25 protein-coding genes are annotated in these 25,309 nt (G+C 72.8%); 13 read left to right on the plus strand and 12 right to left on the minus strand.

Annotation, left to right across the window (positions count from 1 at the left end; all coding sequences use genetic code 11):
- Nucleotides 1–53: 53 nt before the first annotated feature.
- The 4 genes from OG393_RS10020 to OG393_RS10035 all read right to left on the minus strand — a co-directional run bounded on the left by OG393_RS10020 (nt 54) and on the right by OG393_RS10035 (nt 5,728).
- A complete protein-coding gene (locus OG393_RS10020; RefSeq protein WP_327374303.1) occupies nt 54–1,280 on the minus strand; it encodes a hypothetical protein in 1,227 nt (408 codons plus the stop codon).
- 13 nt (nt 1,281–1,293) lie between these two features.
- On the minus strand, nt 1,294–2,916 hold the full coding sequence (locus OG393_RS10025; RefSeq protein WP_327378377.1) for a DUF3492 domain-containing protein: 1,623 nt from the start codon (nt 2,914–2,916) through the stop codon (nt 1,294–1,296).
- Between the two features lie 398 nt (nt 2,917–3,314).
- Entirely contained in the window at nt 3,315–4,388 is a 1,074-nt protein-coding gene (locus OG393_RS10030) for a DUF3152 domain-containing protein (protein WP_327374304.1), read from the minus strand.
- 326 nt (nt 4,389–4,714) lie between these two features.
- Nucleotides 4,715–5,728 (minus strand): alpha/beta fold hydrolase, encoded by a 1,014-nt coding sequence (locus OG393_RS10035; RefSeq protein ID WP_327374305.1) that lies wholly within the window; start codon nt 5,726–5,728, stop codon nt 4,715–4,717.
- A 134-nt stretch (nt 5,729–5,862) separates the two neighbouring features.
- Between OG393_RS10035 and OG393_RS10040 the strand changes: the two genes are divergently transcribed.
- The 4 genes from OG393_RS10040 (at nt 5,863) to OG393_RS10055 (ending at nt 7,725) form a co-directional block, all read left to right on the plus strand.
- A complete protein-coding gene (locus tag OG393_RS10040) occupies nt 5,863–6,078 on the plus strand; it encodes a hypothetical protein (protein ID WP_327374306.1) in 216 nt (71 codons plus the stop codon).
- A gap of 148 nt (nt 6,079–6,226) precedes the next feature.
- Entirely contained in the window at nt 6,227–6,886 is a 660-nt protein-coding gene (locus tag OG393_RS10045) for a TetR/AcrR family transcriptional regulator (RefSeq protein WP_327374307.1), read from the plus strand.
- A gap of 168 nt (nt 6,887–7,054) precedes the next feature.
- Nucleotides 7,055–7,282, plus strand: coding sequence for a DUF3107 domain-containing protein (locus OG393_RS10050; RefSeq protein ID WP_327374308.1), 228 nt, complete (start codon nt 7,055–7,057; stop codon nt 7,280–7,282).
- Nucleotides 7,283–7,455: 173 nt separating this feature from the next.
- The gene (locus OG393_RS10055) at nt 7,456–7,725 is read left to right on the plus strand and encodes a hypothetical protein (RefSeq protein WP_327374309.1); all 270 of its coding nucleotides are present in this window, start codon (nt 7,456–7,458) and stop codon (nt 7,723–7,725) included.
- 152 nt (nt 7,726–7,877) lie between these two features.
- On the opposite strand, the gene OG393_RS10060 is transcribed toward OG393_RS10055, so the two are convergent.
- The gene (locus OG393_RS10060) at nt 7,878–8,645 is read right to left on the minus strand and encodes a ferritin-like fold-containing protein (protein WP_327374310.1); all 768 of its coding nucleotides are present in this window, start codon (nt 8,643–8,645) and stop codon (nt 7,878–7,880) included.
- A gap of 513 nt (nt 8,646–9,158) precedes the next feature.
- Between OG393_RS10060 and OG393_RS10065 the strand changes: the two genes are divergently transcribed.
- Both OG393_RS10065 and OG393_RS10070 read left to right on the plus strand, forming a co-directional pair.
- Nucleotides 9,159–11,324, plus strand: coding sequence for a DEAD/DEAH box helicase (locus tag OG393_RS10065; RefSeq protein ID WP_327378378.1), 2,166 nt, complete (start codon nt 9,159–9,161; stop codon nt 11,322–11,324).
- Nucleotides 11,325–11,433: 109 nt separating this feature from the next.
- Complete coding sequence (locus OG393_RS10070; RefSeq protein ID WP_327374311.1) at nt 11,434–12,315, plus strand: alpha/beta fold hydrolase; 882 nt, start codon at nt 11,434–11,436, stop codon at nt 12,313–12,315.
- A 60-nt stretch (nt 12,316–12,375) separates the two neighbouring features.
- On the opposite strand, the gene OG393_RS10075 is transcribed toward OG393_RS10070, so the two are convergent.
- Complete coding sequence (locus OG393_RS10075) at nt 12,376–13,302, minus strand: NYN domain-containing protein (protein ID WP_327374312.1); 927 nt, start codon at nt 13,300–13,302, stop codon at nt 12,376–12,378.
- A 174-nt stretch (nt 13,303–13,476) separates the two neighbouring features.
- Between OG393_RS10075 and OG393_RS10080 the strand changes: the two genes are divergently transcribed.
- Entirely contained in the window at nt 13,477–13,629 is a 153-nt protein-coding gene (locus OG393_RS10080; RefSeq protein ID WP_318103221.1) for a hypothetical protein, read from the plus strand.
- 148 nt (nt 13,630–13,777) lie between these two features.
- Here the strand turns inward: OG393_RS10080 and OG393_RS10085 are convergent, their stop codons facing one another.
- From OG393_RS10085 to OG393_RS10095, 3 genes are all read right to left on the minus strand, one after another.
- Nucleotides 13,778–14,383: a MarC family protein gene (locus tag OG393_RS10085; protein ID WP_327374313.1), complete on the minus strand. Its 606-nt coding sequence runs from the start codon at nt 14,381–14,383 to the stop codon at nt 13,778–13,780.
- A gap of 179 nt (nt 14,384–14,562) precedes the next feature.
- On the minus strand, nt 14,563–15,423 hold the full coding sequence (locus OG393_RS10090; RefSeq protein WP_327374314.1) for a PHP domain-containing protein: 861 nt from the start codon (nt 15,421–15,423) through the stop codon (nt 14,563–14,565).
- A gap of 155 nt (nt 15,424–15,578) precedes the next feature.
- Nucleotides 15,579–16,217, minus strand: coding sequence for a DUF6758 family protein (locus OG393_RS10095; RefSeq protein WP_327374315.1), 639 nt, complete (start codon nt 16,215–16,217; stop codon nt 15,579–15,581).
- Nucleotides 16,218–16,399: 182 nt separating this feature from the next.
- Between OG393_RS10095 and OG393_RS10100 the strand changes: the two genes are divergently transcribed.
- Nucleotides 16,400–17,641, plus strand: coding sequence for an MFS transporter (locus tag OG393_RS10100; protein ID WP_327374316.1), 1,242 nt, complete (start codon nt 16,400–16,402; stop codon nt 17,639–17,641).
- 47 nt (nt 17,642–17,688) lie between these two features.
- On the opposite strand, the gene OG393_RS10105 is transcribed toward OG393_RS10100, so the two are convergent.
- Complete coding sequence (locus tag OG393_RS10105) at nt 17,689–18,273, minus strand: suppressor of fused domain protein (RefSeq protein ID WP_327374317.1); 585 nt, start codon at nt 18,271–18,273, stop codon at nt 17,689–17,691.
- Between the two features lie 412 nt (nt 18,274–18,685).
- On the opposite strand from OG393_RS10105, the gene OG393_RS10110 reads away from it, so the two are divergent.
- The gene (locus OG393_RS10110) at nt 18,686–19,813 is read left to right on the plus strand and encodes a magnesium and cobalt transport protein CorA (RefSeq protein ID WP_327374318.1); all 1,128 of its coding nucleotides are present in this window, start codon (nt 18,686–18,688) and stop codon (nt 19,811–19,813) included.
- A gap of 209 nt (nt 19,814–20,022) precedes the next feature.
- Entirely contained in the window at nt 20,023–20,532 is a 510-nt protein-coding gene (locus OG393_RS10115; protein WP_327374320.1) for a hypothetical protein, read from the plus strand.
- Nucleotides 20,533–20,560: 28 nt separating this feature from the next.
- On the opposite strand, the gene OG393_RS10120 is transcribed toward OG393_RS10115, so the two are convergent.
- Complete coding sequence (locus OG393_RS10120) at nt 20,561–21,325, minus strand: hypothetical protein (protein WP_327374321.1); 765 nt, start codon at nt 21,323–21,325, stop codon at nt 20,561–20,563.
- A 208-nt stretch (nt 21,326–21,533) separates the two neighbouring features.
- On the opposite strand from OG393_RS10120, the gene OG393_RS10125 reads away from it, so the two are divergent.
- Genes OG393_RS10125 through OG393_RS10135 form a run of 3 tightly spaced genes read left to right on the plus strand, consistent with a single transcriptional unit; the run spans nt 21,534 to nt 24,548 of the window.
- Entirely contained in the window at nt 21,534–22,817 is a 1,284-nt protein-coding gene (locus OG393_RS10125; RefSeq protein ID WP_327374322.1) for a magnesium transporter MgtE N-terminal domain-containing protein, read from the plus strand.
- Nucleotides 22,807–23,370 carry a DUF1003 domain-containing protein gene (locus OG393_RS10130; protein WP_327374323.1) on the plus strand — a complete coding sequence of 188 codons (564 nt, stop codon included), beginning with the start codon at nt 22,807–22,809 and terminating at the stop codon, nt 23,368–23,370. Before OG393_RS10125 ends, OG393_RS10130 begins: the two co-directional genes overlap by 11 nt.
- A 44-nt stretch (nt 23,371–23,414) precedes the next feature.
- Nucleotides 23,415–24,548 (plus strand): Mrp/NBP35 family ATP-binding protein, encoded by a 1,134-nt coding sequence (locus OG393_RS10135; protein WP_327374324.1) that lies wholly within the window; start codon nt 23,415–23,417, stop codon nt 24,546–24,548.
- 101 nt (nt 24,549–24,649) lie between these two features.
- On the opposite strand, the gene OG393_RS10140 is transcribed toward OG393_RS10135, so the two are convergent.
- Nucleotides 24,650–25,279, minus strand: coding sequence for a hypothetical protein (locus tag OG393_RS10140; protein WP_327374325.1), 630 nt, complete (start codon nt 25,277–25,279; stop codon nt 24,650–24,652).
- Nucleotides 25,280–25,309 lie beyond the last annotated feature (30 nt).

Raw genomic sequence — 25,309 nt, forward strand, 5'->3', positions numbered from 1 at the left:
CTGCGGGTGGACACGCCCGAGGCGTCGGCTCCGCGGGTGTGCCCGGGGTGGCTTCAGGTGGTGGTGTGGGCCGAGGCCCGGGAGAGGGCGGCGGTGGCGTGGGCCAGCAGGCCCAGCGCCCCGGCACCGCAGACGAAGGTGGTGACGGCCCCGGGGCCCCAACTGTCGGCCAGGGCGCGGACGGGGTACGCGAGGAGGTCGCACCCGGGAAGCCGGGCGGCGAGGACGGTGGCGAGGGCGAGGACCTGGGCCGCGCAGACACCCGCGAGGGTGTCGGAGGCGGTCTCGGCGAAGCCGTGGGCGGTCAGCAGACGGGCCGTCAGCAGCAGGACGCCGAGGGCGAGGGCACCCGGGGCGAAGCCGGTCAGGGCGAGCAGTCCGGCGAGGACGGCGGTGTGCGCCGCGACGGTTACCAGGAGCAGGGGCCGGGTCCCCGTGGCGAAGTCCCGCAGGCTCCGGCTCGCGGCGAGCCGGCGGCGGGCGTGCCGGGAGAACAGTCGGGCGCACCAGGCGGCGGGGGCGACGGCGAGCGCGAGCGCGAGGAGGGGGCCGGGGGTGAGCGGCCACGCCCCGTCGGGTCCCCCGGCCAGCAGCCCCGCGAGCAGACCGTCCCCGCCGAGCGCGTACGCGAGGAGCCAGAGGGTCCAGAGGCGGGCGGCGGGGACGGGACGGCCGGCGGCGCGCAGGGGCCCGCGCCGGACGGCGAGCGGGAGCGCGAGGGCCAGTCCGAGCACTCCGGCCACGCCGACGGCGAGGCGCGGGGACCCCTCCGTGAGGGTGAGTCCGGCGGCGGTGAGCGCGGCGACGGCCCCGGGTGCCAGGGCGGACAGCGTCCACCCCGCCCATCCGGTGTGCCTCGGGTCGCCGCCGACGGGGCGCGCGGCCGTCCAGGTGCCGTGCGGCACGCGGGCGTACAGCTCCTCGGCGAGCGAGAAGACGTCCCGGTGCCGGAACCGCGCGGCTGTCCTGTCGGTGACACCGTGGGCCTCGAGTCCGGCCGCGATCTCCAGCGCGTCGACGGCTCGTTCGCACAGTTCCCGGTGCCGGTGCATCAGTGCCTTGACCGGGTCGGCGGGACCGCGTCGAACCGACCGGACCACGGGGGCGGCCGGGGTGCAGGCGTCGGCGTCGGCCGGTGGGGCGGGGTGGCCGGATTCCGGCGCGGCCACGGTGTCCGTACCGGTCGGGACCGGGCCCGCCGTGCGGGCGTCGGTCTCCAGGAGCGCCTCGGAGCGGGTGTTCCAGGGGCCGGGGCTGGTCGGGGCGGCGGGGCCGCGCATGGGGGTGCCTCCTTCAGGCATCGGGGCCTCCCGTTCCACCGACGGCGCTCACCGGCCGGCCGGCCCAGCTGCCGGGGACGTGGGACTCCGCCGGGTGGCCGAAGGGCACGCCGTCGGCGGCGCGGCGGCGGACCGGGGAGCGGGAGAGGAGTTCGAGGTAGATGCCGCGGAACGCGGCGATGTTCTGTTCGGCCGTGAAGAGTTCGAGCGCGCGGGCGCGGGCGGCGGCGCCCAGTCGGTGCCGGCGGTCGGGGTCGCGCAGCAGTGCCAGGCAGGCGTCGGCGAGTGCCCTCGGATTACGCGGGGGGACGACGAGGCCGGTGCCGCCGATGACCTCGACCACCGCGCCGACGTCCGTGGAGACGGTCGCCCGCGCGCAGAACATGGACTCGACGAGGCTGATCGGGAAGCCCTCGACGACGCTGGAGAGGACGACGACGGCGCCGGCCGCGTACGCCTCCGCGAGGGTCGGGGCCTCGGGCCCGCCCAGCGCCTCGAAGGAGACCGGGTTCTCGCCGATGTCGTGCGCTCCGGCGGCCTCGTCGGGGAAGAGCTGGGCCGCGAGAGACCGGCAGTGCGCGAGGTACGCCTCGGCGCCTGGTTCGCGCACCGGAGCGGTGATGATCCGCAGCCGCACGTCGGGCTGCGCCTTGCGGACCTCGGCGAAGGCGTGCAGCAGGGCGATCAGGTCCTTGGCCGGATCGACCCGGCCGACCCAGACCAGCGTGGCGGGGTCGCCGCTCTCCTCGTCCTCGCCGGTCTCGGCGAACCGGGCGGACTCCATGCCCGGATAGACCGTGCGGATCCTGGACCGCTCCGCTCCGCACCGCTCCTGCCAGCGGCGGGTGTGGGTGTTGCCGGGGGTGAGGAGCTCGGCCTGCCGGTAGACCTCGGCGGCCAGCCGGCCGTGGAAGGCGGCGAGCAGGGCGCGTACGGGGGCGGAGAGAGTCGCCTCGGCGGCGGAGAGGTAGTGGGCGCGCAGGCCCACGCCGTACTCGGTGACCAGCAGCGGCGTGCCGAAGAAGCGTTTGGCCAGTAGTCCGGGCAGGGCCGTGCATCCGCCAGAGGTGGCGTGGCAGAGGTCGGCGGCGCCGAGGGTGTCGTCCCCGTACCAGTCGAGCGACAGGGGGCGCAGCGCCTGTTCCAGCCGGTCGGCGAAGACGAGGTAGTCGGGGACGCCGGTGGCGGCCACGCCCCGCCGTGCGCCGGGGGCGCGGCAGGCGGATTCGAGTGCGCGAAGGGCGGGTTCGGACCGGAGTGCGGCGTGCGGTCCGCCGCGTTCGCGGGCGAGTTCGGCCAGTCCGTAGAGTCCCTCGGCGAAGGACTCGCGGCCGGTCGCGTCCGATGCGGCGCAGATGCCGTGCGCCAGGGTCCGGACGTGGTCGGCGAAGCGGTGCCGGTCGCGTCGCCCGTAGGCGCGGCCGTCGTCCTCGGGACCCCGGAGCGGGGCGGTCCGGACGCCTCGGACGTGCGACGGCGGGGCGGCCCGGCCGCCGCCGTCCTCCCGGGTGGTCGGGCTGAGGGCGTAGACGTCGAACTCGTGCGGGGCGAGCCCGCGCACGAGCCGGTCGCACCAGAGCCCGGACTCACCCGTGGCGTACGGGTAGCCACCCTCCGTTACCAGTCCGATCCGCACGAGCACACCCCCCGATCTCCCTTGACGGCAGCCGGCGTCCGTCCGGCTCTTCGCAGCGGGAAAAACGTAAGCGGACATGGCGGTGGCACGACGGACGGTTGTCCGTCGCGCCACCGGAAGGGGTGAATGCTCGTAACTTTCCCAGCCCGGTCGCGTTCCGTCGCGGTACGAGCTGTTTCGCACACGGAGGGTCAGAGCCTGTCGGGCGGCTCGCCGACCGGAGGCGGGGGCGGTCCGGTGCGTGCGACGCCCCGGCACCGGGGCGTCCCCGGAACGGAGCTACCGGGGCGGTCCGGCACCAGCGGAAGCGTGCGTGCCGGGGCGCGACCGCCCGGCCGACTGCGGCCGGTCCGCGTGCCGGGTGGCCCGCGGGCGGGCACTCCTCGCGCCCGGGGTGCTCAATTGCCGGGATACACCCAGGGGTTGGGGCGGCACTCGATGCCGTCGATCTTCAGGGTCTTCGTCTGCTGCTGCATCACCGGCGCGGGCGCGCCGGGCGTTCGGCAGTTGCTGTGACTGTGCCCGAGGCGGTGCCCGATCTCGTGGTTGATGAGCATCTGGCGGTAGGCGAGCATCGCCTTGGGGCCGAAGGTCTCCGCCCCCTGCGCCCAGCGGAAGGCGTTGATCATCACCCGGGGCGTGTTGGCGGAGTCGCAGGACACGTTCTGGACGGTGACGTCCAGCCTGGACTTCGCGCACCAGACGCCGGTGGTCCCGGGGCTGGCCAGCGTGATCACGAACTGCGGCTCTCCGCTGGAGATCCGCTCGAAGGTCATGTCCCCCTTGCCCGCCCAGCTCCGCCTGTCGTTGAGGGTCTCCTGCACGGCCCGCGTGAAGAGCTTCGCGTCGAGCGGGAGGCCCTTCTCCACGTCCACCCGGTAGCGGATCTTCCGCCCCTTGCCCGGCGCCTTGTCGAGACCGGGCACGGCCTCGAACTCGCCCGAACCCTTCAGTCCGGGGTCGATGGGGAACTGCCGGGTCATCAGCTGCTCGTACGTGGGCGGCGCCGGGGCCTGGGTGGGTGCCGCCGGTGCGGTGCGCTCGTCGGAACGCGAGGGCGAACCGTCGTCCCCGGTCCGCGCGGCGGACTCGTCGACGGCCCGCGCGAGGGGGCCGTCGGACTCCCCCTCGGTGACCTGACCGGCCACGACGACGGCGAGAACGGTGGTGACGGCCGCCGCGGCGATGCCGGTGAAGGTACGCCCCATGCCGACCTTGGCGGCGGCCGGCGTCGGCGTGTCCGTCGGCGCGGACTCCGTCCCGGCCGGCGTGGCGAGCGGGTCGGGGGCCCCGGTGTCCGGGGCGGTCTCCCGCCTCGGACCGGGGATGAAGGGAGTCTGCGGGGCCGCCCGGGAGGTGTCGTCCCGCCGGTCGCCGTGGGCCACGGGCCAGGACCCCGTATCGAAGGGGTCGGGGTGACCGCCGCGCACGGACGTGTCGAAGGGTTCGGGGAAGACCGGCGTGCCGTGCATCGGCGTGTCCCACACCGGCCGGCCGGACCCGCCCTGCCGCGGCCCCTGGCCCGCGGCAGGCCCCGGGTACCGGTCCCGTTCGTCCGGGGACCGTCGGTACGGGTCCGGCCCGGGGGCGACACCGCCCCGCGGGCCCCCTGACCGGGGTGCCTCGCGGTACGGCCCCTCACCGTAGGAGGTCTCGCGGAACGGCTCCCCGCCGTGCCCGCCCTGCTCCGGGGCCCGCCTGCGGCGCCCGCTCCCCGCCCCGGTGTCCCGGGGCCGTCCCGTACCGCCCGCGGGTGCGGGCGCGGGCCCCTTGCGGCTATGTCGTCCCACGCCCCGGATCAGCTCCCGCCGCCGTCGTCTGCCGTGCTTTCGGTGTCCGCGCCGCGCGCGGCCTGCTCACTGTCCCCGATCAGCTCCCGCACGGCCTGGGCGACCGTGTCCGGGTACTCCATCATGGCCACGTGTCCGGCGTCCGGAAGCGTCAGCAGCCGTGCGCCGCGGAAGGCGGCGGCTGCCTTGCGCGCCATCCGGTAGGAGACGAGGCGGTCCCGGCCACCGTAGACGAGGAGCGTGGGCGCGAGGACCCGTTCGGCCTGCCTCCACAACCCGTGCTGGCCGCCGAGGGTGTACGCGTCGACGATGCCGCGCGAGGAGCGGGCCATGGCGTCCCAGAAGTAGGGGAGTTCCAGGCGCCGCTCCATCTCCTCCACGGCGTGCCGAAGACCCTCGTCGGTGACCCGGCCGGGATCTCCGTAACAGAGGGAGAGGACGCCGCGGACCCGCTGCTCCGGCGTCCACTCCCTGGTGAGCCGGGAGAAGAGGGGGGCGACACCCGGCAGCGCGAGGAGCGCGGTGGGCCACGCGGTGCGCTGGGCACGCAGTTCGGGCAGGGCCGGGGAGACCAGTGTGAGGGTGCGCACCAGGTCGGGCCGGACGGCGGCGACCCGGGTGGAGACCGCGCCGCCGAGCGAGTTGCCGATCAGGTGGACCGGGCCTCGTCCGGCCGCGTCCAGCAGTCGGATGACGGCGCGGGCGTGTCCGGTGACCGAGTAGTCGCCGTCGTCCGGGGGCGGGGAGTCGCCGAAGCCGGGCAGATCGAGCGCCTCGCCGTCGACAAGGCCCGCGAGCAGCGGCATGAGGGCCGACCAGTTCTGGGAGGAGCCGCCCAGTCCGTGGACGTAGAGCGCCGGCGCGAGGCCGGGCGTGTCGCCGGGCCGGGCACGGACGGTGAGTGTGAGTCCGGGCAGCGCCACGGAGCGCAACTCCTCGCCGTCGGCGACCCGTACGGCACGGGTACGCGGCGCGGCGGGGGGCGCGGCGGTCCTGGTTTCCGGGAGTTCGGTCGAGGACATGGCCGCAATATTACGAGACGATCACGCGGCGGGACGTGTGTGGGGCGTCACAGGCTCGGGTGCGCCGCGTGAGGTGTGCTCCTACGCTCGTAGGGAGGGCCATCGGAGAGGACCCGCATGCCGGAAGGAACCGCATGACTGTCGATCCGACCGAGCCGGACACATTCACCGAGGAAGAGGACGTCGTGCTCGACCAGGAAACCCCGGAGGCCGACGCGGCCGAGCAGCACACCGAACTCCAGGAGCGGGAGGACGCCCCGCGCACCCACGTCGAACAGGACTCGGCGAACGAGGCGGACTCCTCCGAACAGGCCCGGGTGGTCACTCTGGACGAAGACGACTACCGCTGATTTGTTCGCTTTAATCTTGAAACGTCTATCGCCAGGCGCGTCCGGTCCGTGAAATTCTGCGTCCGCACCGCGCACAGCCGGGTTACCCAAAAGTACGATGGCGGCGCGGCGCCACAGCGCGCGCATGGATCGATTCTTGGGAGGCGGCGTGACAGCCATCGAGCAGACAGAGGCAGCACGCCCTCGGGGCACGCGCCTGCCGCGCCGAGCCCGACGGAACCAGCTCCTGGGCGCGGCCCAGGAGGTGTTCGTCGCACAGGGTTACCACTCCGCCGCGATGGACGACATCGCCGAGCGGGCGGGCGTCAGCAAGCCGGTGCTCTACCAGCACTTCCCGGGGAAACTGGAGCTCTACCTGGCGCTTCTCGACCAGCACTGCGAGGCGCTGCTCCAGGCCGTGCGCACCGCTCTGGCCTCGACCTCGGACAACAAACTCCGCGTCGCGGCGACCATGGACGCCTATTTCGCGTACGTGGAGGACGAGGGCGGCGCCTTCCGCCTCGTCTTCGAGTCCGACCTCACCAACGAACCGGCCGTGCGCGAACGCGTGGACCGGGTCAGCCTGCAGTGCGCCGAGGCGATCTCCGACGTGATCGCGGAGGACACCGACCTGTCCAAGGAGGAGTCGATGCTGCTGGCCGTCGGCCTCGGCGGAGTCTCCCAGGTCGTCGCCCGCTACTGGCTCTCCAGCGAGTCGGCCATCCCCCGCGACACGGCCGTGGCCCTGCTGACCTCGCTGGCCTGGCGCGGCATCGCCGGCTTCCCCCTGCACCCGGCGGACGGACAGCCCGGCGCCGAGAGCCACTGAGAGCCTGTCGGGTGGCCTCCCGCCCGGACCGAGGCCGCCGCCGGGGTTCCGGGGCCTGTTCGCTCCTGGCGTTCCGCCACAGCGCCGTGCGCGTCCCCTCACCGGGCTAATGTGTGCAGCGTACGGCGCGGTGAACGCGCAACGCTGACCGTTCGGAGGGACATAGCCGTGGAGGTCAAGATCGGCGTGCAGCACGCACCCCGGGAGATCGTTCTGGAGAGCGGGCAGTCCGCCGAGGAGGTCGAGAGCGCCGTGGCCGACGCGCTGGCCGGCAAGGCGCAGCTGCTCAGCCTCACGGACGAGAAGGGCCGCAAGGTCCTGGTTCCGGCCGATAAGATCGCGTACGTCGAGCTCGGTGAGCCGGCCGTGCGCCGGGTGGGCTTCGGCGCACTCTGATACCCACGTCCTCGTGACGACGAAAGGCCCGGTTCGCCGGGCCTTTCGTGCGTCCCGGGGCCGGGCCCCGGTCCACGGGTGGGCGCAGGGTCAGGGTTGCTTTCGGGACGGCACGGGTAGGACCGCCTCAGACCGATTTGCCCGCCCCGCCCCCGCACGCGAGGTGATTCGCCGTGTTCCTGGAAGCCCTCGGCTCCGCCCTGCTCGGACTCGCCCTGGCCTGGGCCGCCGTGCACCGGTTTCCCGACCGCCTTCCCGCGCGCGGGGGCGTCCTCGTCACGGGGGCGCTCGGTGCCGTCTTCGGCGCCCTGGTGACGCGCGGGGCTCTCGGCCCCGGCCACGTCCTGGCCACCCTGATCGGCGCGGTGGCCGTCGCGACGGTCCTGCTCTCGTTGCTGATCCGCCCGGCCCGGCGCCGGCTCCGCCGATCAGCGGCGGCGTGACGCCACGAGGCGGCGTCGCTGTCCGTGGACGACCGGACGGTCGCGGGGCTCCGCCTCGTGCGCACGGCTCCCGAGGCTCGGCCCCCCGCGCGCCCCGGCCGCCACGACGGCTCCAGTCCGGGTCCGGGACAAGGGTCCGGCGGGCCGGGTGATCAGGCCGCCAGTCCCAGCGCGGCCATCCGCTTGGTGTGAGCCTCGGTGATCCGCGAGAACATCCGGCCGACCTCGGCCAGGTCGAATCCCGCGGCCATGCCGTCGACCCCGCCGACCAGCATCGTCGACAGCGCGTCCCGCTCGGCCACCACGCGCTGGGCCTGGGAGAGCGCCTCGCCCATCAGCCGGCGTGCCCACAGTGCGAGCCGCCCGCCGACCCGCGGGTCGGCGTCGATCGCGGCGCGGACCTTCTCCACCGCGAAGTTCCCGTGGCCGGTGTCGTCGAGCACCGACAGGACGAGACGGCGCGTGTCCGTGTCCAGTCGGGCCGCGACCTCCCGGTAGAAGTCACTCGCGATCGAGTCGCCGACGTACGCCTTGACCAGGCCCTCCAGCCAGTCCGACGGGGCGGTCTGGCGGTGGAAGTCGTCGAGCGCCTTGGCGAAGGGCTCCATCGCGCTGGTGGGCTCGGCGTCCACCGCGGCGAGGCGGTCCCTGAGCTGCTCGAAGTGGTGGAACTCGGCGGAGGCCATCTTCGCCAGTTCGGCCTTGTCCCCGAGGCTCGGGGCGAGCTTGGCGTCCTCGGCGAGGCGCTCGAAGGCGGCCAGTTCGCCGTAGGCCAGCGCGCCGAGCAGATCGACGACCGCGGCGCGGTACTGCGGCACGGCGGACGCCGTGGCCCAGTCCTGGGCGGCGATCCCGGTGGGTTCCGCGGCGGTGTTCTCGGTGCCGTTCACGGCGTCCGTGGCGTTGTCAGGCGTCTCCATGAAGCGCACAATAGCCCGCCCTCCGGACCGCGTAAGGCCCTGGTCAGTCAGTGTGACCGTGCACTCATCGCGTTTTTCCCCAACACACATGCGCGATTCCGGGGTACAGTGGTAATGCGCCTGCCGAGTATGCGGACATGCTTTCGTACGTTCGGACGTACCCGGTGGGCCATCTCATGAATGAGGATGCCCGGTCGGTGGCCCGATCGGCTCCGACCTGACAGCCCTCCCCGCGCACCCGCGGGAGGGTCCCTCAGCGGCATGACGCTCGAGCGACGGCAGTGGTCCCGCGCCACCCGGCTGTGATCGTTGCGATCCGGGATCTCCACGGTCCGGGATCTCGATCCGGCCGGAAGTGACCCGGCCCGGTACGACCCCCTTCGTTCGCCTCGTGCCGCGTCTCACAGAAGAGGCAGCACCCTGACTACGACTTTCCGAGAGCTCGGAATTCTTCCCGAGACGGCCGAGGCGCTCGAAGCCGTCGGCATCGTGAACCCCTTTCCCATCCAGGAGATGACCCTGCCGGTCGCCCTCTCGGGCACCGACGTCATCGGCCAGGCGAAGACCGGCACCGGCAAGACGCTCGGTTTCGGGCTGCCGCTCCTGGAGCGCGTCATCGTCCCCGCGGACGTCGAGGCAGGCCGGGCCAGGCCCGAGCAGGTCACGAACACGCCGCAGGCGCTGGTCGTCGTCCCCACCCGTGAGCTGTGCACCCAGGTCACCAATGACCTGCTGACCGCCGGCAAGGTGCGCAACGTCCGCGTGCTCGCCATCTACGGCGGCCGCGCGTACGAGCCCCAGGTCGAGGCACTGAGGAAGGGCGTCGACGTCGTCGTCGGCACCCCGGGCCGCCTGCTCGACCTGGCCGGTCAGCGGAAGCTCGACCTCTCCCACGTCAAGGCCCTGGTGCTCGACGAGGCGGACGAGATGCTCGACCTGGGCTTCCTGCCCGACGTCGAGAAGATCATCAACATGCTTCCGGCGAAGCGACAGACGATGCTGTTCTCGGCGACCATGCCGGGCGCCGTCATCGGTCTGGCCCGCCGCTACATGTCGCAGCCCACGCACATCCGCGCCACCTCGCCGGACGACGAGGGCGCGACCGTCGCCAACATCACGCAGCGCGTCTACCGCGCCCACTCCATGGACAAGCCGGAGCTGGTCTCGCGAATCCTCCAGGCCAACGGCCGCGGGCTGGCGATGATCTTCTGCCGGACCAAGCGCACGGCGGCCGACATCGCCGAGCAGCTGGAGCGCCGCGGCTTCGCGTCCGGCGCCGTCCACGGCGACCTGGGCCAGGGCGCCCGGGAACAGGCACTGCGCGCCTTCCGTAACGGCAAGGTGGACGTCCTCGTCTGCACCGACGTCGCCGCGCGCGGCATCGACGTCGAGGGTGTCACGCACGTCATCAACTACCAGTCGCCGGAGGACGAGAAGACCTTCCTCCACCGTGTGGGCCGCACCGGCCGCGCGGGCGCGAAGGGCATCGCGGTCACGCTGGTCGACTGGGACGACATCCCGCGTTGGCAGCTGATCAACAAGGCGCTCGGCCTGGACTTCCACGACCCGGTCGAGACCTACTCCACGTCCTCGCACCTCTTCGAGGAACTGGACATCCCGTCCGGTACCAAGGGTGTCCTGCCGCGAGCCGAGCGGACCCGCGCGGGTCTGGGCGCGGAGGACCTGGAGGACCTGGGCGAGCCCGGCGGGCGTCGCGGCAGGAAGACGGCCGCCCCGGCCGTCGAGGAGCCGGCCCGGACACGTACCCCGCGCCAGCGGCGGCGCACACGGGGCGGGAGCACGGTCGACGAGACCGCGGCCACGGGCGCCCCCGCTGCCGCGCCGGCGGCTCAGGAGCAGCCGGTGGAGACGCGCACGCCGCGTCGCCGTCGCCGTACCCGCTCGGGCGCTTCCCCCTCCGCACCGGTGTCCGTACCCGCCGCCACGCAGTCGGCGCCCGCGCCGGTCGCGCAGACCGCGCCGGTGGAGACGGTCGCGGACGAGGACGCCCCGCGGGCTCCGCGTCGCCGCCGTCCCCGTATCGTCCGCCCGGAGGCGGAGATGGTGACCTTCCAGACCCCGGAGACCGCGGCTGCTGCCGCGGCGGCGTCCTCGGTGACCGTCGAAGCGCCGGTGGCCGTCGAGGACGCACCCAAGGTCCCGCGCCGCCGCACGGCCAGGAAGACCGTCACCGCCGAAACCCCGGCCACCACCGACACGGCCGAGACCGTCGAAGCGCCGGTGGCCGTCGAAGACGCACCCAAGGTCCCGCGCCGCCGCACGGCCAGGAAGACCGTCACCGCCGAAACCCCGGCCACCACCGACACGGCCGAGACCGTCGAAGCGCCGGTGGCCGTCGAAGACGCACCCAAGGCCCCGCGCCGCCGCACGGCCAGGAAGACCGTCACCGCCGAAACCCCGGCCACCACCGACACGGCCGAGACCGTCGAAGCGCCGGTGACCGTCGAAGACGCACCCAAGGCCCCGCGCCGCCGCACGGCCAGGAAGACCGTCACCGAGGCGCCCGACGCCTCGGAGCCGAAGGCCGCCCCGCGTCGTCGGGCGGCCAAGAAGACCGTCGCGGCGGACACCGTCGCGACGGCCGAGCCGGCCGAGGCCCCCAAGGCCCCGCGCCGCCGCACGACGAAGAAGGCCGCGGCGGCGCAGCCGGAGAGCTGACGCCCGCGGTACCGCGTAGGCAAGCGGCCCGTTCCCGTTCCGGGAGCGGGCCGCTTCGTCGTCGTGGCCACCGGCCGGCACCGCTCCGGCCTGCGGCTACGCTCGCCCCATGAGCAAGCCCCGGTCCCTGGTCCTGCCACCCCGCACCCGTGCCTATCGGCTGCGCACCGCGCGCGGTGAGTTCGCCGTCCTGGACACCGTCCCGGAGGGGACGGTGCGCGGCACCGCGCTGTTGCTGCCGGGCTTCACCGGCAGCAAGGAGGACTTCCTGGCGCTCCTCGGGCCGTTGAGCGGCGCCGGGTACCGGGCGGTGGCGATCGACGGACGCGGGCAGCACGAGAGCCACGGGCCACGGCACCGGGCCGCGTACACCCGGCGGGCGCTGGCGCTCGACGCCGTCGCGCAGGCGGTGGCGCTGGAGGACGGTCCGGTCCATCTGCTCGGGCACTCCTTCGGCGGTCTGGTGGCACGCGCCGCCGCCTGGCTGGCGCCGGAGGCGTTCCGTTCGCTGACCTTGCTGTCGTCGGGGCCCGGCCGGGTGGCCCGGTCGCAGCGCGTCCGGGTACGGGCGTTGCGGGCGGCGCTGGCGCTGCTGCCCAAGGAGCGGGTCTGGCGGGCGACGCGCCGGCTGGACAGTCGTGGCGAGGAGCCGGGCGCGGGCGATCCTCCGGAGATCGTGAGCTTCCTACGGCGGCGCTGGATGCGTACGAAGGTCGCCCAGCTCTCGTCGACCGGGCGGCTGCTGAACCGCGACCCCGACGGGACGCCCCAACTCGCGCGTCTCGCGGTGCCGTTGCACATCGCCTACGGCGACGAGGAGACGGTCTGGCCGGTGGCCGAGCTCGCCTCCGCGGCGCGGCGTACGGGCGCCCACCACACGGTGGTGCGGGGCGCGGGCCACTCCCCCAACGTCTCGCACCCACAGGAGCTGGCGGCCCGCCTGACGTCCTTCTGGGATCGCTGTCCCGCCGTGCCCGGGGAGGGGCCGTAGCGCGCCGCGGGCGTGGGGTCGGCCCCCGGCGCGGCGGCCGACGGCATCCCGGGCCGCGGATCAGTACTGGGCCTGGAGGTGCTGCCAGAAGCCGTCGCGCAGTGCCCGGCGCAGTGACGCGTGCCCGCGCAGGGAGCGGCTCAGCAGTTTCTCCGCCTCGATGAGCAGGTCCTGGTCGACCGGGCCCGGCAGGTACGGCTGTCCCGGCAGCAGCTCGGCGAGCGAGTCCCGGCCCCGTTCGGCGAGCCAGGTGGCGGCGATCTGCGCACCGACGAAGCGGACCTCGTCGCGTGACGGGGGCGGCTCACCCTCGTTCTCGTAGGTGGTGACGGGCCGCCGGGTGACGTAGGGGCGCCAGAAGTCGAGGTCGAAGGTGCGCTGGCTGTCGACCTCCCACAGCAGGGGTTCGGCCTGGTTGCGTCCCTCGGCGGCCTCGATGCCCCAGAGGTGGACGCGGGCGCCGTAGCCCTGGGCCGCCTCGACGGCGGAGACCAGGTCCTCGTCGCCTCCGACGAGGGCGGCGTCGCTGATGGCGCGGTGGCGGGCGAGCGACTCCAGGTCGGAGCGGATGAGGGAGTCGACGCCCTTCTGCTGGTTGTTGGCGTTGAGGTTGCCGAGCCGCACCTTGACGTCCGGCAGCTCGGCGATGGACTGCTGTTCCGGGGTGTGGATGCGGCGTCGGGCACCGTCGTACCAGTACACGCGGAGCAGGCGGCTGTCCGCGAAGATCGTGCGGGCCTTGTCGATGAACGCCTCGATCAGGCCCTCGGCGTCGAGGTCGAAGGAGCGCCGGTCCTCGGTGCCCGCCACCAGCAACCCGGCCGCAGCATAGACGTAACCCGCGTCGACGAAGATGGCATGGGTGGAAGGGGTCTTGGCCACTTCGGCCAGCATCCGCTGCAGGAGTTCATTGGTGCGCTCCAGGCGGGCTGAGAGTGCGCGGACCGGGTCGCCGGACGGCGTGTGAGGGTTCTCTGCGTCGTTCATACGGGCCTCATTCTCCGCTGGTCCCGTCCCTCCCGCCAACGTCCCGTACCAGCCAGTAGTTAGGCATTCGAAAAATTTCCTTAGCGTAGGGAATGTTTGCAGGGTGCATCTCGTTGGACCCCTTGTAACGCAGTTCTCCACCAGGAGGATCAACTCAGACGAAGGGAGAAGCCCGTGCGCTTCGAAATCCTGCGACTTGACGACATCGACGGCACGCCCGTCGACCGCACCGTCGTGGACGCCGCCTCCGTCAACCGGATCGTGCAGCAGGCCGCTTCGATCGGCCAGCGCATCTGGATCCGCCCGGCCGACACCACGGCGTCGTGACGCCGTAGGTCCGTGAGGCCGCTGGGCACTCACCCACGCACCGCGCCCCCGCATGGACTCCGTCGAGACGGAATCCATACGGGGGCGCAGTGGCGTCCGGGCGGCTCGGCGACGTCCGGGCGGGGCCGAGCAGAGGCGGGGCGGGGGCTCAGGACCCCTGGATCACCTGGGTGACGCCGTTGATGATCTGCTGGACGGCGATGGCCGAGAGCATCATGCCCGCGAGGCGGGTCACCAGGACGACGCCACCGTCCTTGATGACGCGGATGATCAGCAGCGAGTACCGCATCGTCAGCCAGAGCACGACGTGCATGGCGGCGATGGCGGCCCAGACGGAGACCTGTGCGCCGACACCGTCGGCGTGCTGCACGGCGAGGATCACGGAGACGATGGCGCCGGGCCCGGCGAGCAGCGGCATGCCGAGCGGGACGAGCGCGACGTTGACGTCCTTGGTCTGCTGGGGTTCGTCGGTCTTGCCGGTGAGCAGGTCGAGCGCGATCAGGAGCAGCAGCAGGCCACCCGCGATCATCAGTGCGGGAACGGACACGTGGAGATAGGCGAGGATCTGCTGCCCGAGGATGCCGAAGACGGTGATCACGCCGAAGGCGACGGCGACGGCCTGCCAGGCCATGCGGCGCTGGACCTTGGCGGGACGGCCGGAGGTGAGGGCGAGGAAGATCGGGGTGATCCCGGGGGGATCCATGATCACAAAAAGGGTCAGAAAGAGCGAGCCGAAGACGGCGACGTCGAACACGGTGAGCCTTGCGAGTCGGGAGGTACGAGGGGTGTGGGGGTGACAGCGGACGCGGGGCGGCACGGCGCGGCGGAGCCCTCGCGCGGACGGGCGGGCGTGAGCTGACGCCGGCAGGAGAACCGGACGGGCGGGCCCGGAGTGGGCCGACCCGTCGATGCGCCCCTACAGGGGGTGGCGGATCAGGCGCGTCCCCCGGCGCCCGGAACCGGGAAGGCCCCGGCCGCGCGGCGGGTGATCTCGCCGTAGATCTCGGGGTCGGTGGTGTACTCGCCGAGCCGGCAGGTCTTGCGGCTGCCGTGATAGTCGCTGGAGCCGGTGGCCAGCAGCCCCAGCTCCCGGGCGAGACCTCGCAGACGGGCGCGCGTGGCGTCGTCGTGGTCCATGTGGTCGACCTCGATCCCGTCGAGGCCGGCCGCGGCGAGCCGGGCGATGGCGGCCTCGGGCAGGACCTCGCCGCGCTTGACGGCGAGCGGGTGCGCGAAGACCGTGACGCCGCCGGCCGCCTTGACCAGGCGGATCGCGTCGAACGGGTCCAGTTCGTGCTTCTCCACGTACGCGCGACCGCCGTCGGCGAGCCACTGCGGTGTGAAGGCGCCGGACACGTCCGGGACGACGCCGAGTTCGACGAGGGCCTCGGCGATGTGCGGGCGGCCGACCGAGCCGTCCCCGGCGATGCGGGCGACCTGCTCCCAGGTGACGGGCACGCCCAGTTCCCGGAGCTTGCCGACCATCGCCTGCGCCCGGGGCACCCGGTCGTCCCGGACCAGCTCACGCTCGGCGGCGAGCCCGGGCTCCTCGGGGTCGAAGAGGTACGCCAGCATGTGCAGACCGACCCCGTCGATCCGGCAGGAGAGTTCGGCCCCGGTGACCAGGGTCAGCCCCTCGGGCAGTGCGGCGACCGCCTCGGCGTACCCACGGGTGGTGTCGTGGTCGGTCAGCGCGACCACGTCGAGCCCGGCCGCGGCGGCGTTGCGGACCAGCTCGGCGGGGGTGTCCGTACCGTCCGACGCCGTGGAGTGGGTGTGCAGATCGATGCGCACGACGCGGTACTCCAAGGGCTCGGGGCGGACAGAGGGGCCGCTCCAGCATAACGGGCGCATCGAACACCGGGTCCCGGTCACGCACACCGGCGGACCGGAGCGCCGGGCCCTCGCGCGGCCAGGCGGCGCCGGGCGCCCGAACGGGCGGGAAAGCCCTAGGCGAGCAGACGTGGCGTCAGCGCCCCGCAGGGCAGCAGTTCCACCTCCGAGCCGGCGTCGCGGAGGTCGGTCAGGACCAGTTCGTCGTACATCAGCAGGCCGGACTGCTCCGGCCAGACGATCGCCCAGAGCCACAGCCCGCGCGCCTCGCCCGCGAAGACTGCGCGGTCGTGCGGCGTGCCGTTGACATGCCAGAGCGGGGCGGGCCGGCCGGCGGCGAGGACCTTGGTCTGCGCCGGTTTGTCGATGGCCATGCCGGCTCCGGGGTCGGGCCCGTCGATCCCGGCGTACCGCGCGCCGAGGCCGACCCCGAGCTCCTCGGCGATCAGCAGCAGTTCACCGATGCCGCCGAGTGGTCCGGGCCCCGAACAGGCGACGGCCGTGGCACGCCCGCCGCTGCGGTCGTCTCCGGCGTAGGCGACTCCGGTGAACAGCCAGCCCACGGGCAGCGGCCACGGCATCCACACCGGCACCTGGGAGCGGTGCACGACGACACCGAGGGCTTCGACACTGGGCGGGATCACGGGTTGCAGCGGGTGCACCGAGCCGTGCACATCGCACTGCCAGGAGTCGGCAAAGAGTCCGGGCGCCCTGACCCGGCCACCACACTTCGGGCAACTGGGTTCGCCCCTCATAGTGCCCAACGGTCCTACCCCCGCGGGCTCGCGTCAAGGACGATCACCCGTCCGGCCCGGCCGATTCACCCGGAACGTTAGATGCATCTTGAATTCATTAGTCCGCCTAACTTACTCTGTGTATCGCGCAATCACCCTGTCGGACACCGCGACGCGACGCGGACTCGGAGAGAGGGACATCCGTGGAAAGAGACGACCCCTTCGACACGGGCACGAGCCACGTCGGCGGCCTCCTGCGCCAGCCCCCGGCGGTCTGGGCCACGGCCGGCGCCTCCGTGGTCGCCTTCATGGGCATCGGCCTGGTCGACCCGATCCTGCCGTCCATCGCCCAGGGGCTGCGGGCCACCCCCAGCCAGGTCTCCCTGCTCTTCACCTCCTACTTCCTGATCACGGCCGTCGCGATGCTGGTCACCGGCTTCGTCTCCAGCCGCATCGGCGGGCGCCGGACGCTGCTCGCCGGCCTCGCCCTCGTCGTGGTCTTCGCCGGACTCGCCGGCACCTCCGGCTCCGTCGCCCGGCTGGTCGGCTTCCGCGCGGGCTGGGGGCTGGGCAACGCGCTCTTCGTCTCGACGTCCCTGGCCGTGATCGTCGGCGCGGCGGCCGGCGGCAGCGCGGCGGCGATCCTGCTCTACGAGTCCGCGCTCGGACTCGGCATGGCGTGCGGGCCGCTGCTCGGCGCGGTCCTCGGCGACGCGAACTGGCGCTACCCCTTCTTCGGCACGGCCGCGCTGATGGCGATCGGCTTCCTGTGCATCGCGGTCTTCCTGAGGGAACAGCCGAAACCCGCGCGCAGGACCTCGCTGCTCGATCCGGTCAGGGCGCTGGGGCACGGCGGGCTCGCCTCCGCCGCGGCCGCCGCGTTCTTCTACAACTACGCGTTCTTCACGGTGCTCGCGTTCACGCCGTTCGCGCTGAACATGACCCCGTACGGGTCCGGCGCGGTCTTCTTCGCCTGGGGCGTGCTGCTCGCCGTCTTCTCCGTCCTGGTCGCCCCGCGGCTCCAGCGCCGCTTCGGCTCGCTGAGGGTACTGGGCGGCTCACTGGTCCTGCTCGCGGCCGACGTCGTCGTACTCGGCTACGGCGACCACGCCACGGCGACCGTCTGCACGGTTCTGTCGGGCGCGTTCATCGGCGTCAGCAACACGGTCTTCACGGAACTGGCGCTCGGCGTCTCCGACGCTCCCCGCCCGGTGGCGAGCGCGGGCTACAACTTCGTCCGCTGGTTCGCCGCGGCGGCGGCCCCGTTCCTCGCGCCGAGGATCGAGGAGTGGAGCGACGTCCACATGCCGTTCGTGGTCGCCGGCGGCGCGGCCGTCCTCGGCGCGGCCGTCGTCTGGACACGACGGGCCTCGCTCACCCACGAGGCGGCGGTGTCGGCACCGCGGCACGCCACGGAGGACGAGTTCTCGGCCTTCGCGAGCTGAGACCGGCGAAGCGCCGAGCGTCGGCGCTCGGCGCCTGTCAGGTGACCTCAGGCCAGCGGAACGGACCCTCGCCGGGGATCGCGCAGGTCCGTGCCCGCGGCCAGCCAGCGCTCCTCCAGCGCCTGGGCGCCGTGCACCCGCTTCCAGGCCGCCTCGTTGGGCGTCATCGGCAGCAGCGGCAGGAAGCGGACCGGGTCCATCGGCGCGTCCAGTTCCAGGTCCTCCACCAGCCCGCCCGGCTCCGCGACCAGCACCGAGGTGAACGGGGCTCCGGGCCACAGGGGTTCACCGACGTCCAGCGAGGCACCGGCCGCCACCACGACACCCTCGACCTGCGGCGTCGAGGCGAGCACCGCGAGCGGGCGCAGTACCTTGTCGGTGTCGGCGAGCCCACCGCGCACCGACAGCACGAGTTCCGCGCGCGGGCCCTTCACGGGGTCCGCGAGCGCGGCCGTCGGGTCGGCCATCGGCAGCGCCGCCATGCCGAGCGTGGCGTAGCGGACCACATCCCCGTCGACGAAGCGGAGGACCTCGATCCGATCCGTACCGAGAAAGGTCACCGCCGCGCGCGCGTCCGGTTCACCGAGCGCCGTACGCAAGCGGGCTTCGACCAGAGCAAGAACTTCTCCCATGCAGTGAGCATAAAGCGCGTATGGAACGGGCAAAGTAAGGGATTGACCCTCAGTCGGCTGATAGTCTTGGCCGCTGGTCGGGCTTCCCGATCACTCGTCATCCCCCACGGGGGACCGGCTGGAGGAGGTGGGGCTGCGTGGATCGAAGTCGGTCGGGCAGTACCAACCGCTCTTCCGCCCCGCGCCCCGGCCCGGCGCGCTTTCTCCGGTGACCTGAGGAACCCTCCCGTCCCCGTCACCCGGCAGCTCGCACGACGGAAGAGCATCTCGCCTTTGCCTGTCTGTAGCGAACGCCGTCACCGCGATCCCGCGGTGCCGCCCGCTTTGCGGACGTAGGACGTCAGGTCCGTCACGTCCCCATTCCGGGCTGTGCCACGTCTCGCCGACGGCTCTCCGTGAAGGAGCATGCCGAATGTCGATGATCCGTGACCTGCGCGCCGCGGTCCGCCCCACCCTGCGCTCCGGTCTGCGCAAGACCGCCACCGTCTACACCGCGTACGACCCCACCCGTGACCCCTCCGCGTCCAGCGCCGTCGTCGACTGCGCCGTGTACCGCGACGGCGGCCGGGTGGACGACCGCCACTGCCTGACCCCGCGCGGCGCCATGCAGGAGGTACGCCGGAACGGCGGCTTCGCCTGGATCGGGCTGCACGAGCCGACCGAGGCCGAATTCGCCGGTATCGCGGCCGAGTTCGGGCTCCACCCGCTGGCCGTCGAGGATGCCGTCCACGCCCACCAGCGGCCCAAGCTGGAGCGCTACGACGACACCCTGTTCACCGTCTTCAAGACGATCCACTACGGCGAGCACGCCGAACTCACCGCGACCAGCGAGGTCGTGGAGACCGGCGAGGTGATGTGCTTCACCGGGCCGGACTTCGTGATCACCGTCCGGCACGGCGGTCAGGGCTCGCTACGCAACCTCCGCCACCGCCTCCAGGGCGAGCCGGAGCTGCTGGGCAAGGGCCCCTCGTCGGTCCTGCACGCCATCGCCGACCACGTCGTCGACGGGTACATCGCGGTCGCCGACGCCGTCGAACTCGACATCGACCAGATCGAGATCGACGTCTTCTCCCCGCCCGCCAAAGGGTCGACGCGGGGCGCCGACACCGGCCGGATCTACCAGCTCAAGCGCGAGGTCCTGGAGTTCAAGCGGGCGGTCACCCCCCTGCTGCGCCCGATGCAGCTGCTGAGCGAGCGCCCGATGCGGCTGGTCGACCCGGACATCCAGAAGTACTTCCGTGACGTCGCCGACCACCTGGCACGCGTACAGGAGCAGGTCGTCGGCTTCGACGAGCTGCTCAACTCCATCCTCCAGGCCAACCTCGCGCAGGCGACGGTCGCGCAGAACGAGGACATGCGCAAGATCACCTCCTGGGCGGCGATCGTGGCCGTCCCCACGGCGGTCTGCGGGGTCTACGGCATGAACTTCGAGCACATGCCGGAACTGCACTGGAGGTACGGCTACCCGATGGTGCTGGCCGGCATCACCGCGATCTGTTTCACCATCCACCGCACGCTGAAGCGCAACGGCTGGCTTTGACGTCCTCGCCCCCCTGCGGGAGGCGCGGTTCCCGTCGGCCCCGCGACGGCGCCGCCCGGCGTGGTGTGTCCGCGCCGCGTCGGACTCGCGGACCAAGCGGTCCAGAGAGGCCGCGAACGTCAGGCGTGTCGGTCACGGCGGGAGAGCTCGCGGCGCTCATCGGCCACCCGTTCATGAGCGCGGGTGAGACGAAGCAATAGGCTGCGCCCATGACGGAATCGCAGCTCGACCCCGCTCTCGTCGAGGAGGCCACCAAGAAGTCCGGCCTCGTCTGGGTCCGGGGTGACGCCCCGGCCGCGCGGGCCCTGTGGCACGTCTGGCACGACGGCGCCGCGCTCCTGGTGGGCGACGGCCCCGGCGAGCAGCCGCTGCCCGGTCTGGCGGACGGCGGCACGGCCGAGGTGACCGTCCGCAGCAAGGACAAGGGCGGCAGGATCCTGTCCTGGACGGCCGCCGTGCGCGAACTGGCCGCCGGTTCACCGGGGTGGGAGGCGGCGGTCGCCGAACTGAAGGGCAAGCGCCTGAACGCGCCGGACGGCGAGGCCGTGCCCGAGCGGTGGGCGCGGGAGTGCCGGGTACTGCGCCTGGAGCCGGTCGACTCGACGACACGGCTGCCGGAAGGGTCCCTGGCCGCCGTGCCGCGGCCCTCGGACGCGATCACCCGGCGTCCGGTCCCGGCCGCGCTGCCCCGGCTGCTGCTCAAGCGGCGCAAGCGCTGACGGTCCGGGCGGCCCCGGCCCCCCGGCGTCAGGTGCGGGGCAGCTGTTTGCCGTAGTCCAGGATCTGCCCCTTGGCGGGAGCGTCCAGCGGGAAGTCCTTGTCCCACTCCGAGAGCACCACCACGCCTCCGCCGCCGCCCCGGGCGAAGCGGAGCGGGAAGGGAGTGCCCTCGAGGGAGACGTCCAGGGTGCCTCCCTCGCCGTCCTCGCCGCCCTTGACCTTGACCGTGCGCAGGCCGCCGATCTTGTCCCGGTCCCCCTTGACGAGCCGGCCGTGCAGCCCGGTCAGCCCGTCGAGGAGCACACCCATCTCGGTGAAGCCGCGCAGCTGCTTGTACGAGGGGTCGTCCTGCGGAACCTTCACGTACATGTCGTCGAGGGTGTCGGCGGCAGCGGTGTCGGCATCCGCCTCGCCCTGCTTCCCGGAACCCTCGTCCTCGTGCGACCAGAAACCCGCGTCGGCCTTGAGATAGAGCGTGTCGTCGATCCGGAGCAGCTCGAAGGTGCTGTTCTTCGTCACGACCGAGCCGCTCGCGCCGTTCTCCTTGAGCCGCATGTTCAGCTTGTACGTGCCGTCCTTGCTGACGAGCGTGCCCGCCAGCCGGACCGCCTGGGCCGCGTCCGCCGCCGACCGGGCCTCCTCCTCGATGGCGGTGGCAGACAGCTTGCCGACCCCGTTCGTCCCCTCGTCCGGGTCCGAGGCACAGCCGGTGAGCCCGGCCGCGAGCCCGGCGCAGAGTGCCACGGGCAGGACGACCCTGCGGATACGCGATGCCGGAGAAGGAACGGTCACCTGCGCTGCCTCTCGTGTACTTCGGGCCGGTGGGGGCGGCCTCGTCGGTGGGGGGACGGCAGCTCGCAGCGTACCCGGGGCGGCCGTGGCCCCCGACAGGCAGCCGTACGGGCGCTCTGTCGAAGCGGCACGCAAGGGCACGGGCTAGCCTGAACCCGGCATACCTCAGCAATGACCCGTATCGAGCGGCACCGAGGAGGCGCGTGGCATGGCGGCAGGCGCCTCCCGGATCTTCGTCTCGCATCTCGCCGGAGTCCCCGTCTTCGACCCCAACGGCGACCAGGTCGGCCGGGTCGGCGATCTCGTCGCCATGCTCCGGGTGGGAGGCCGTCCGCCGCGGCTGCTCGGGATGGTCGTCGAGATCATGCTCAGCCGCCGCCGGATCTTCCTGCCGATGACGCGGGTCACCGGGGTCGAGTCCGGACAGGTCATCACCACGGGCGTGGTCAACATGCGCCGCTTCGAGCAGCGGCCCACCGAGCGGCTGGTCCTCGGCGAACTCCTCGACCGCCGGGTGCGGCTGGTGGGGCAGGACGGGCAGAGCGAGGAGGTCACCGTCCTCGACGTGGCGATCCAGCAGCTGCCGGCCCGCCGCGACTGGGAGATCGACAAGGTCTTCGTGCGGCGCGGCAAGGGAGGCGCGCTGCGCCGCAAGGGCGAGGCGCTGACCGTCGAGTGGTCCGCGGTGACGGGGTTCTCCCTGGAGGAGCACGGGCAGGGCGCCGAGAGTCTGGTCGCCACCTTCGAACGGCTGCGCCCGGCCGACCTGGCGAACGTGCTGCACCACCTCTCCCCCAAGCGGCGGTCGGAGGTCGCCGCCGCCCTCGACGACGACCGGCTCGCGGACGTCCTGGAGGAGCTGCCGGAGGACGACCGGATCGAGATCCTCGGAAAGCTGAAGGAGGAGCGGGCGGCCGACGTCCTGGAGGCGATGGACCCGGACGACGCCGCCGACCTGCTCTCGGAGCTGCCCGAGGAGGACAAGGAGCGCCTCCTCACCCTGATGCAGCCCGACGACGCCGCCGACGTCCGGCGGCTGATGTCGTACGAGGAGCGGACCGCGGGCGGTCTGATGACCACCGAGCCGATCGTGCTGCGGCCCGACGCCACGGTCGCGGACGCGCTGGCCCGGGTCCGCCAGCAGGACCTCTCCCCCGCGCTGGCGGCGCAGGTGTACGTGTGCCGCCCTCCGGACGAGACGCCGACCGGCAAGTACCTGGGCACGGTGCACTTCCAACGGCTGCTGCGCGACCCGCCGTTCACCCTGGTCAGCTCGCTGGTGGACAGCGATCTGCCGCCGCTCGCGCCGGACACCCCCCTGCCGGCCGTCACCAGCTACCTCGCCGCGTACAACATGGTCGCCGCTCCCGTGGTCGACGAGAGCGGCTCGCTGCTCGGCGCGGTGACCGTGGACGACGTGCTGGACCACCTGCTGCCGGAGGACTGGCGCGAGACCGAGTTCCACGTGGAGGGGGCGCCGGATGCCGGCTGAGCGCGCGCAGGAGCGCGAGCGGTCCGCCGCCCGCATCCGGCTCGACGTCCCGCGTGAACGGCGAGCCAGGCTCCTCCCCGAGTACGACCCTGAGGCATTCGGCAGACTGTCGGAGCGGATCGCCCGCTTCCTGGGAACCGGTCGTTTCCTCGTCTGGATGACGCTGACGATCATCGTCTGGGTGCTGTGGAACGTCTTCGCGCCGCCCGCGCTGCGCTTCGACGAGTACCCGTTCATCTTCCTGACCCTCGTGCTCTCGCTCCAGGCCTCGTACGCGGCGCCGCTGATCCTCCTCGCCCAGAACCGGCAGGACGACCGGGACCGCGTCAACCTCGAACAGGACCGGAAGCAGAACGAGCGGTCGATCGCGGACACCGAGTACCTGACCCGTGAGGTCGCCGCGCTGCGGATGGGGCTCGGTGAGGTGGCGACCCGCGACTGGATCCGCTCCGAGCTGCAGGACCTCACGAAGGAGCTGGAGGAGCGCCTGGACGGGCACCGGGGCCCGCTTCCCGCGGGCGGCGAACGCAGAAGTGACGTACCCGACCGCTGACAGGGCTTTCCGGGGCCGGTGGTCGGCGCCGTACCATCATCGGTATGGCTACGGAAGACGCGGTGCGCGAAGCACTGGCGACGGTGAACGACCCCGAGATCAACAAACCGATCACTGAGCTCGGCATGGTCAAGTCGGTGGAGATCGAGTCCGACGGCAGGGTGGCCGTCACGGTCTATCTCACCGTCTCCGGCTGTCCCATGCGCGACACGATCACCCAGCGCGTCACCGAGGCCGTCTCGCGGGTCGACGGCGTGACGGGGGTCGACGTCACGCTCGACGTGATGAGCGACGAACAGCGCAAGGAACTGGCCACCGCGCTGCGCGGCACCACCGCCGAGCGCGAGGTGCCCTTCGCCAAGCCCGGTTCGCTGACCCGTGTGTACGCGGTCGCCTCCGGCAAGGGCGGTGTCGGCAAGTCCTCCGTCACCGTCAACCTGGCCGCCGCGATGGCCGCCGACGGGCTGAAGGTCGGCGTCGTCGACGCCGACATCTACGGCCACAGCGTGCCGCGCATGCTGGGTGCCGACGGGCGTCCGACCCAGGTCGAGAACATGATCATGCCGCCGTCGGCGAACGGCGTGAAGGTCATCTCGATCGGCATGTTCACCCCGGGCAACGCCCCGGTCGTGTGGCGCGGCCCGATGCTGCACCGCGCGCTCCAGCAGTTCCTCGCCGACGTGTACTGGGGCGACCTGGACGTCCTGCTCCTCGACCTGCCGCCGGGCACCGGCGACATCGCGATCTCAGTGGCCCAGCTGGTGCCGAACGCCGAGATCCTGGTCGTCACCACCCCGCAGCAGGCTGCGGCCGAGGTCGCCGAGCGGGCCGGCTCGATCGCCGTGCAGACCCACCAGAAGATCGTCGGCGTCGTCGAGAACATGTCGGGGCTGCCGTGTCCGCACTGCGACGAGATGGTCGACGTGTTCGGCACGGGCGGCGGCCAGAGGGTCGCCGACGGTCTGACGAAGACCACGGGCGCCGCCGTCCCGGTCCTCGGCTCGATCCCGATCGACGTCCGCCTGCGCGAGGGCGGCGACGAGGGCAGGCCGGTCGTCCTGACCGACCCCGACTCCCCGGCGGGCGCCGCGCTGCGGTCCATCGCAGGCAAGCTCGGCGGCCGGGCCAGGGGCCTGTCCGGCATGAGTCTGGGGATCACCCCGCGCAACAAGTTCTGAGACTGAGAGCCCGTACGTGACGGAGGGCGCCCCCGCGCGGGGGCGCCCTCCGTCGTTCGCGCCGTGGCCGGGATGTCGGCCGGGCCGCCGGGAACGGGCCGCTACGCGTACACCTCGAGGTCCTGGACCGCGCGGAACGCGAGGCCGTAGGCGCTCATGCCCCGGCCGTAGGCGCCGAGGTGCACGCCGGCCGCCGTGGCTCCGGCGAGCACCCAGCCGAACTCGGACTCCCGGTAGTGGAACGGCATCGGCACACCGTCGACCGGCAACGACAGCGTCGACCACGCGGGCCCGGCCAGGTCGTCGGCCAGCTCGAACGCGGTCTCCGTCTGCTGGTCCAGCCATTCGTTGCGCAGCGCGTGGTCCAGCTGCGCCGGCCACGTGTACGCGAGCAGACCCGACCCGGCGAGCCAGGCGGCGGAGGAGACCGTGGTGGCGTCGAGCACCCCGGTGCCGTCGCCCGTGCGCCGTACCGGGCTCGCCGCGACCGTCACCACGACGGCGAAGCGCTCCTTCTCGGCGCCGCTCGCGTCGGACTTTATGGACGGCTCGTCGCCGTGTCCCATCGATCCGTGCTGGACGGTCCCGTCCGCGGCCGTGCCGACCTGCATCAGCCAGCGCGGCCCGGTGAACGCCTCGTCAAGGCCGTACCAGGCGAAGGACGCCGCCCGGTATCCCTCAACGGTGCGCCGGGCCACGGGAACCCCGTCCGCCCGACTCGTCGTCTCCATCTCGGCCGCCTCCTCGATCCGTCATGCCCG

It is taken from the genome of Streptomyces sp. NBC_01216 (assembly GCF_035994945.1).
GTDB lineage: Bacteria > Actinomycetota > Actinomycetes > Streptomycetales > Streptomycetaceae > Streptomyces.

Coding starts and splice junctions, on each gene's coding strand:
- OG393_RS10020 (WP_327374303.1), bottom strand. CDS start 1,280: ATGCGCGGCCCCGCCGCCCCGACCAGCCCCGGCCCCTGGAACACCCGC.
- OG393_RS10030 (WP_327374304.1), bottom strand. CDS start 4,388: ATGCACGGCACGCCGGTCTTCCCCGAACCCTTCGACACGTCCGTGCGC.
- OG393_RS10035 (WP_327374305.1), bottom strand. CDS start 5,728: ATGTCCTCGACCGAACTCCCGGAAACCAGGACCGCCGCGCCCCCCGCC.
- OG393_RS10040 (WP_327374306.1), top strand. CDS start 5,863: ATGACTGTCGATCCGACCGAGCCGGACACATTCACCGAGGAAGAGGAC.
- OG393_RS10060 (WP_327374310.1), bottom strand. CDS start 8,645: ATGGAGACGCCTGACAACGCCACGGACGCCGTGAACGGCACCGAGAAC.
- OG393_RS10065 (WP_327378378.1), top strand. CDS start 9,159: ATGACCCTGCCGGTCGCCCTCTCGGGCACCGACGTCATCGGCCAGGCG.
- OG393_RS10070 (WP_327374311.1), top strand. CDS start 11,434: ATGAGCAAGCCCCGGTCCCTGGTCCTGCCACCCCGCACCCGTGCCTAT.
- OG393_RS10075 (WP_327374312.1), bottom strand. CDS start 13,302: ATGAACGACGCAGAGAACCCTCACACGCCGTCCGGCGACCCGGTCCGC.
- OG393_RS10095 (WP_327374315.1), bottom strand. CDS start 16,217: ATGAGGGGCGAACCCAGTTGCCCGAAGTGTGGTGGCCGGGTCAGGGCG.
- OG393_RS10105 (WP_327374317.1), bottom strand. CDS start 18,273: ATGGGAGAAGTTCTTGCTCTGGTCGAAGCCCGCTTGCGTACGGCGCTC.
- OG393_RS10110 (WP_327374318.1), top strand. CDS start 18,686: ATGTCGATGATCCGTGACCTGCGCGCCGCGGTCCGCCCCACCCTGCGC.
- OG393_RS10115 (WP_327374320.1), top strand. CDS start 20,023: ATGACGGAATCGCAGCTCGACCCCGCTCTCGTCGAGGAGGCCACCAAG.
- OG393_RS10125 (WP_327374322.1), top strand. CDS start 21,534: ATGGCGGCAGGCGCCTCCCGGATCTTCGTCTCGCATCTCGCCGGAGTC.
- OG393_RS10130 (WP_327374323.1), top strand. CDS start 22,807: ATGCCGGCTGAGCGCGCGCAGGAGCGCGAGCGGTCCGCCGCCCGCATC.
- OG393_RS10135 (WP_327374324.1), top strand. CDS start 23,415: ATGGCTACGGAAGACGCGGTGCGCGAAGCACTGGCGACGGTGAACGAC.
- OG393_RS10140 (WP_327374325.1), bottom strand. CDS start 25,279: ATGGAGACGACGAGTCGGGCGGACGGGGTTCCCGTGGCCCGGCGCACC.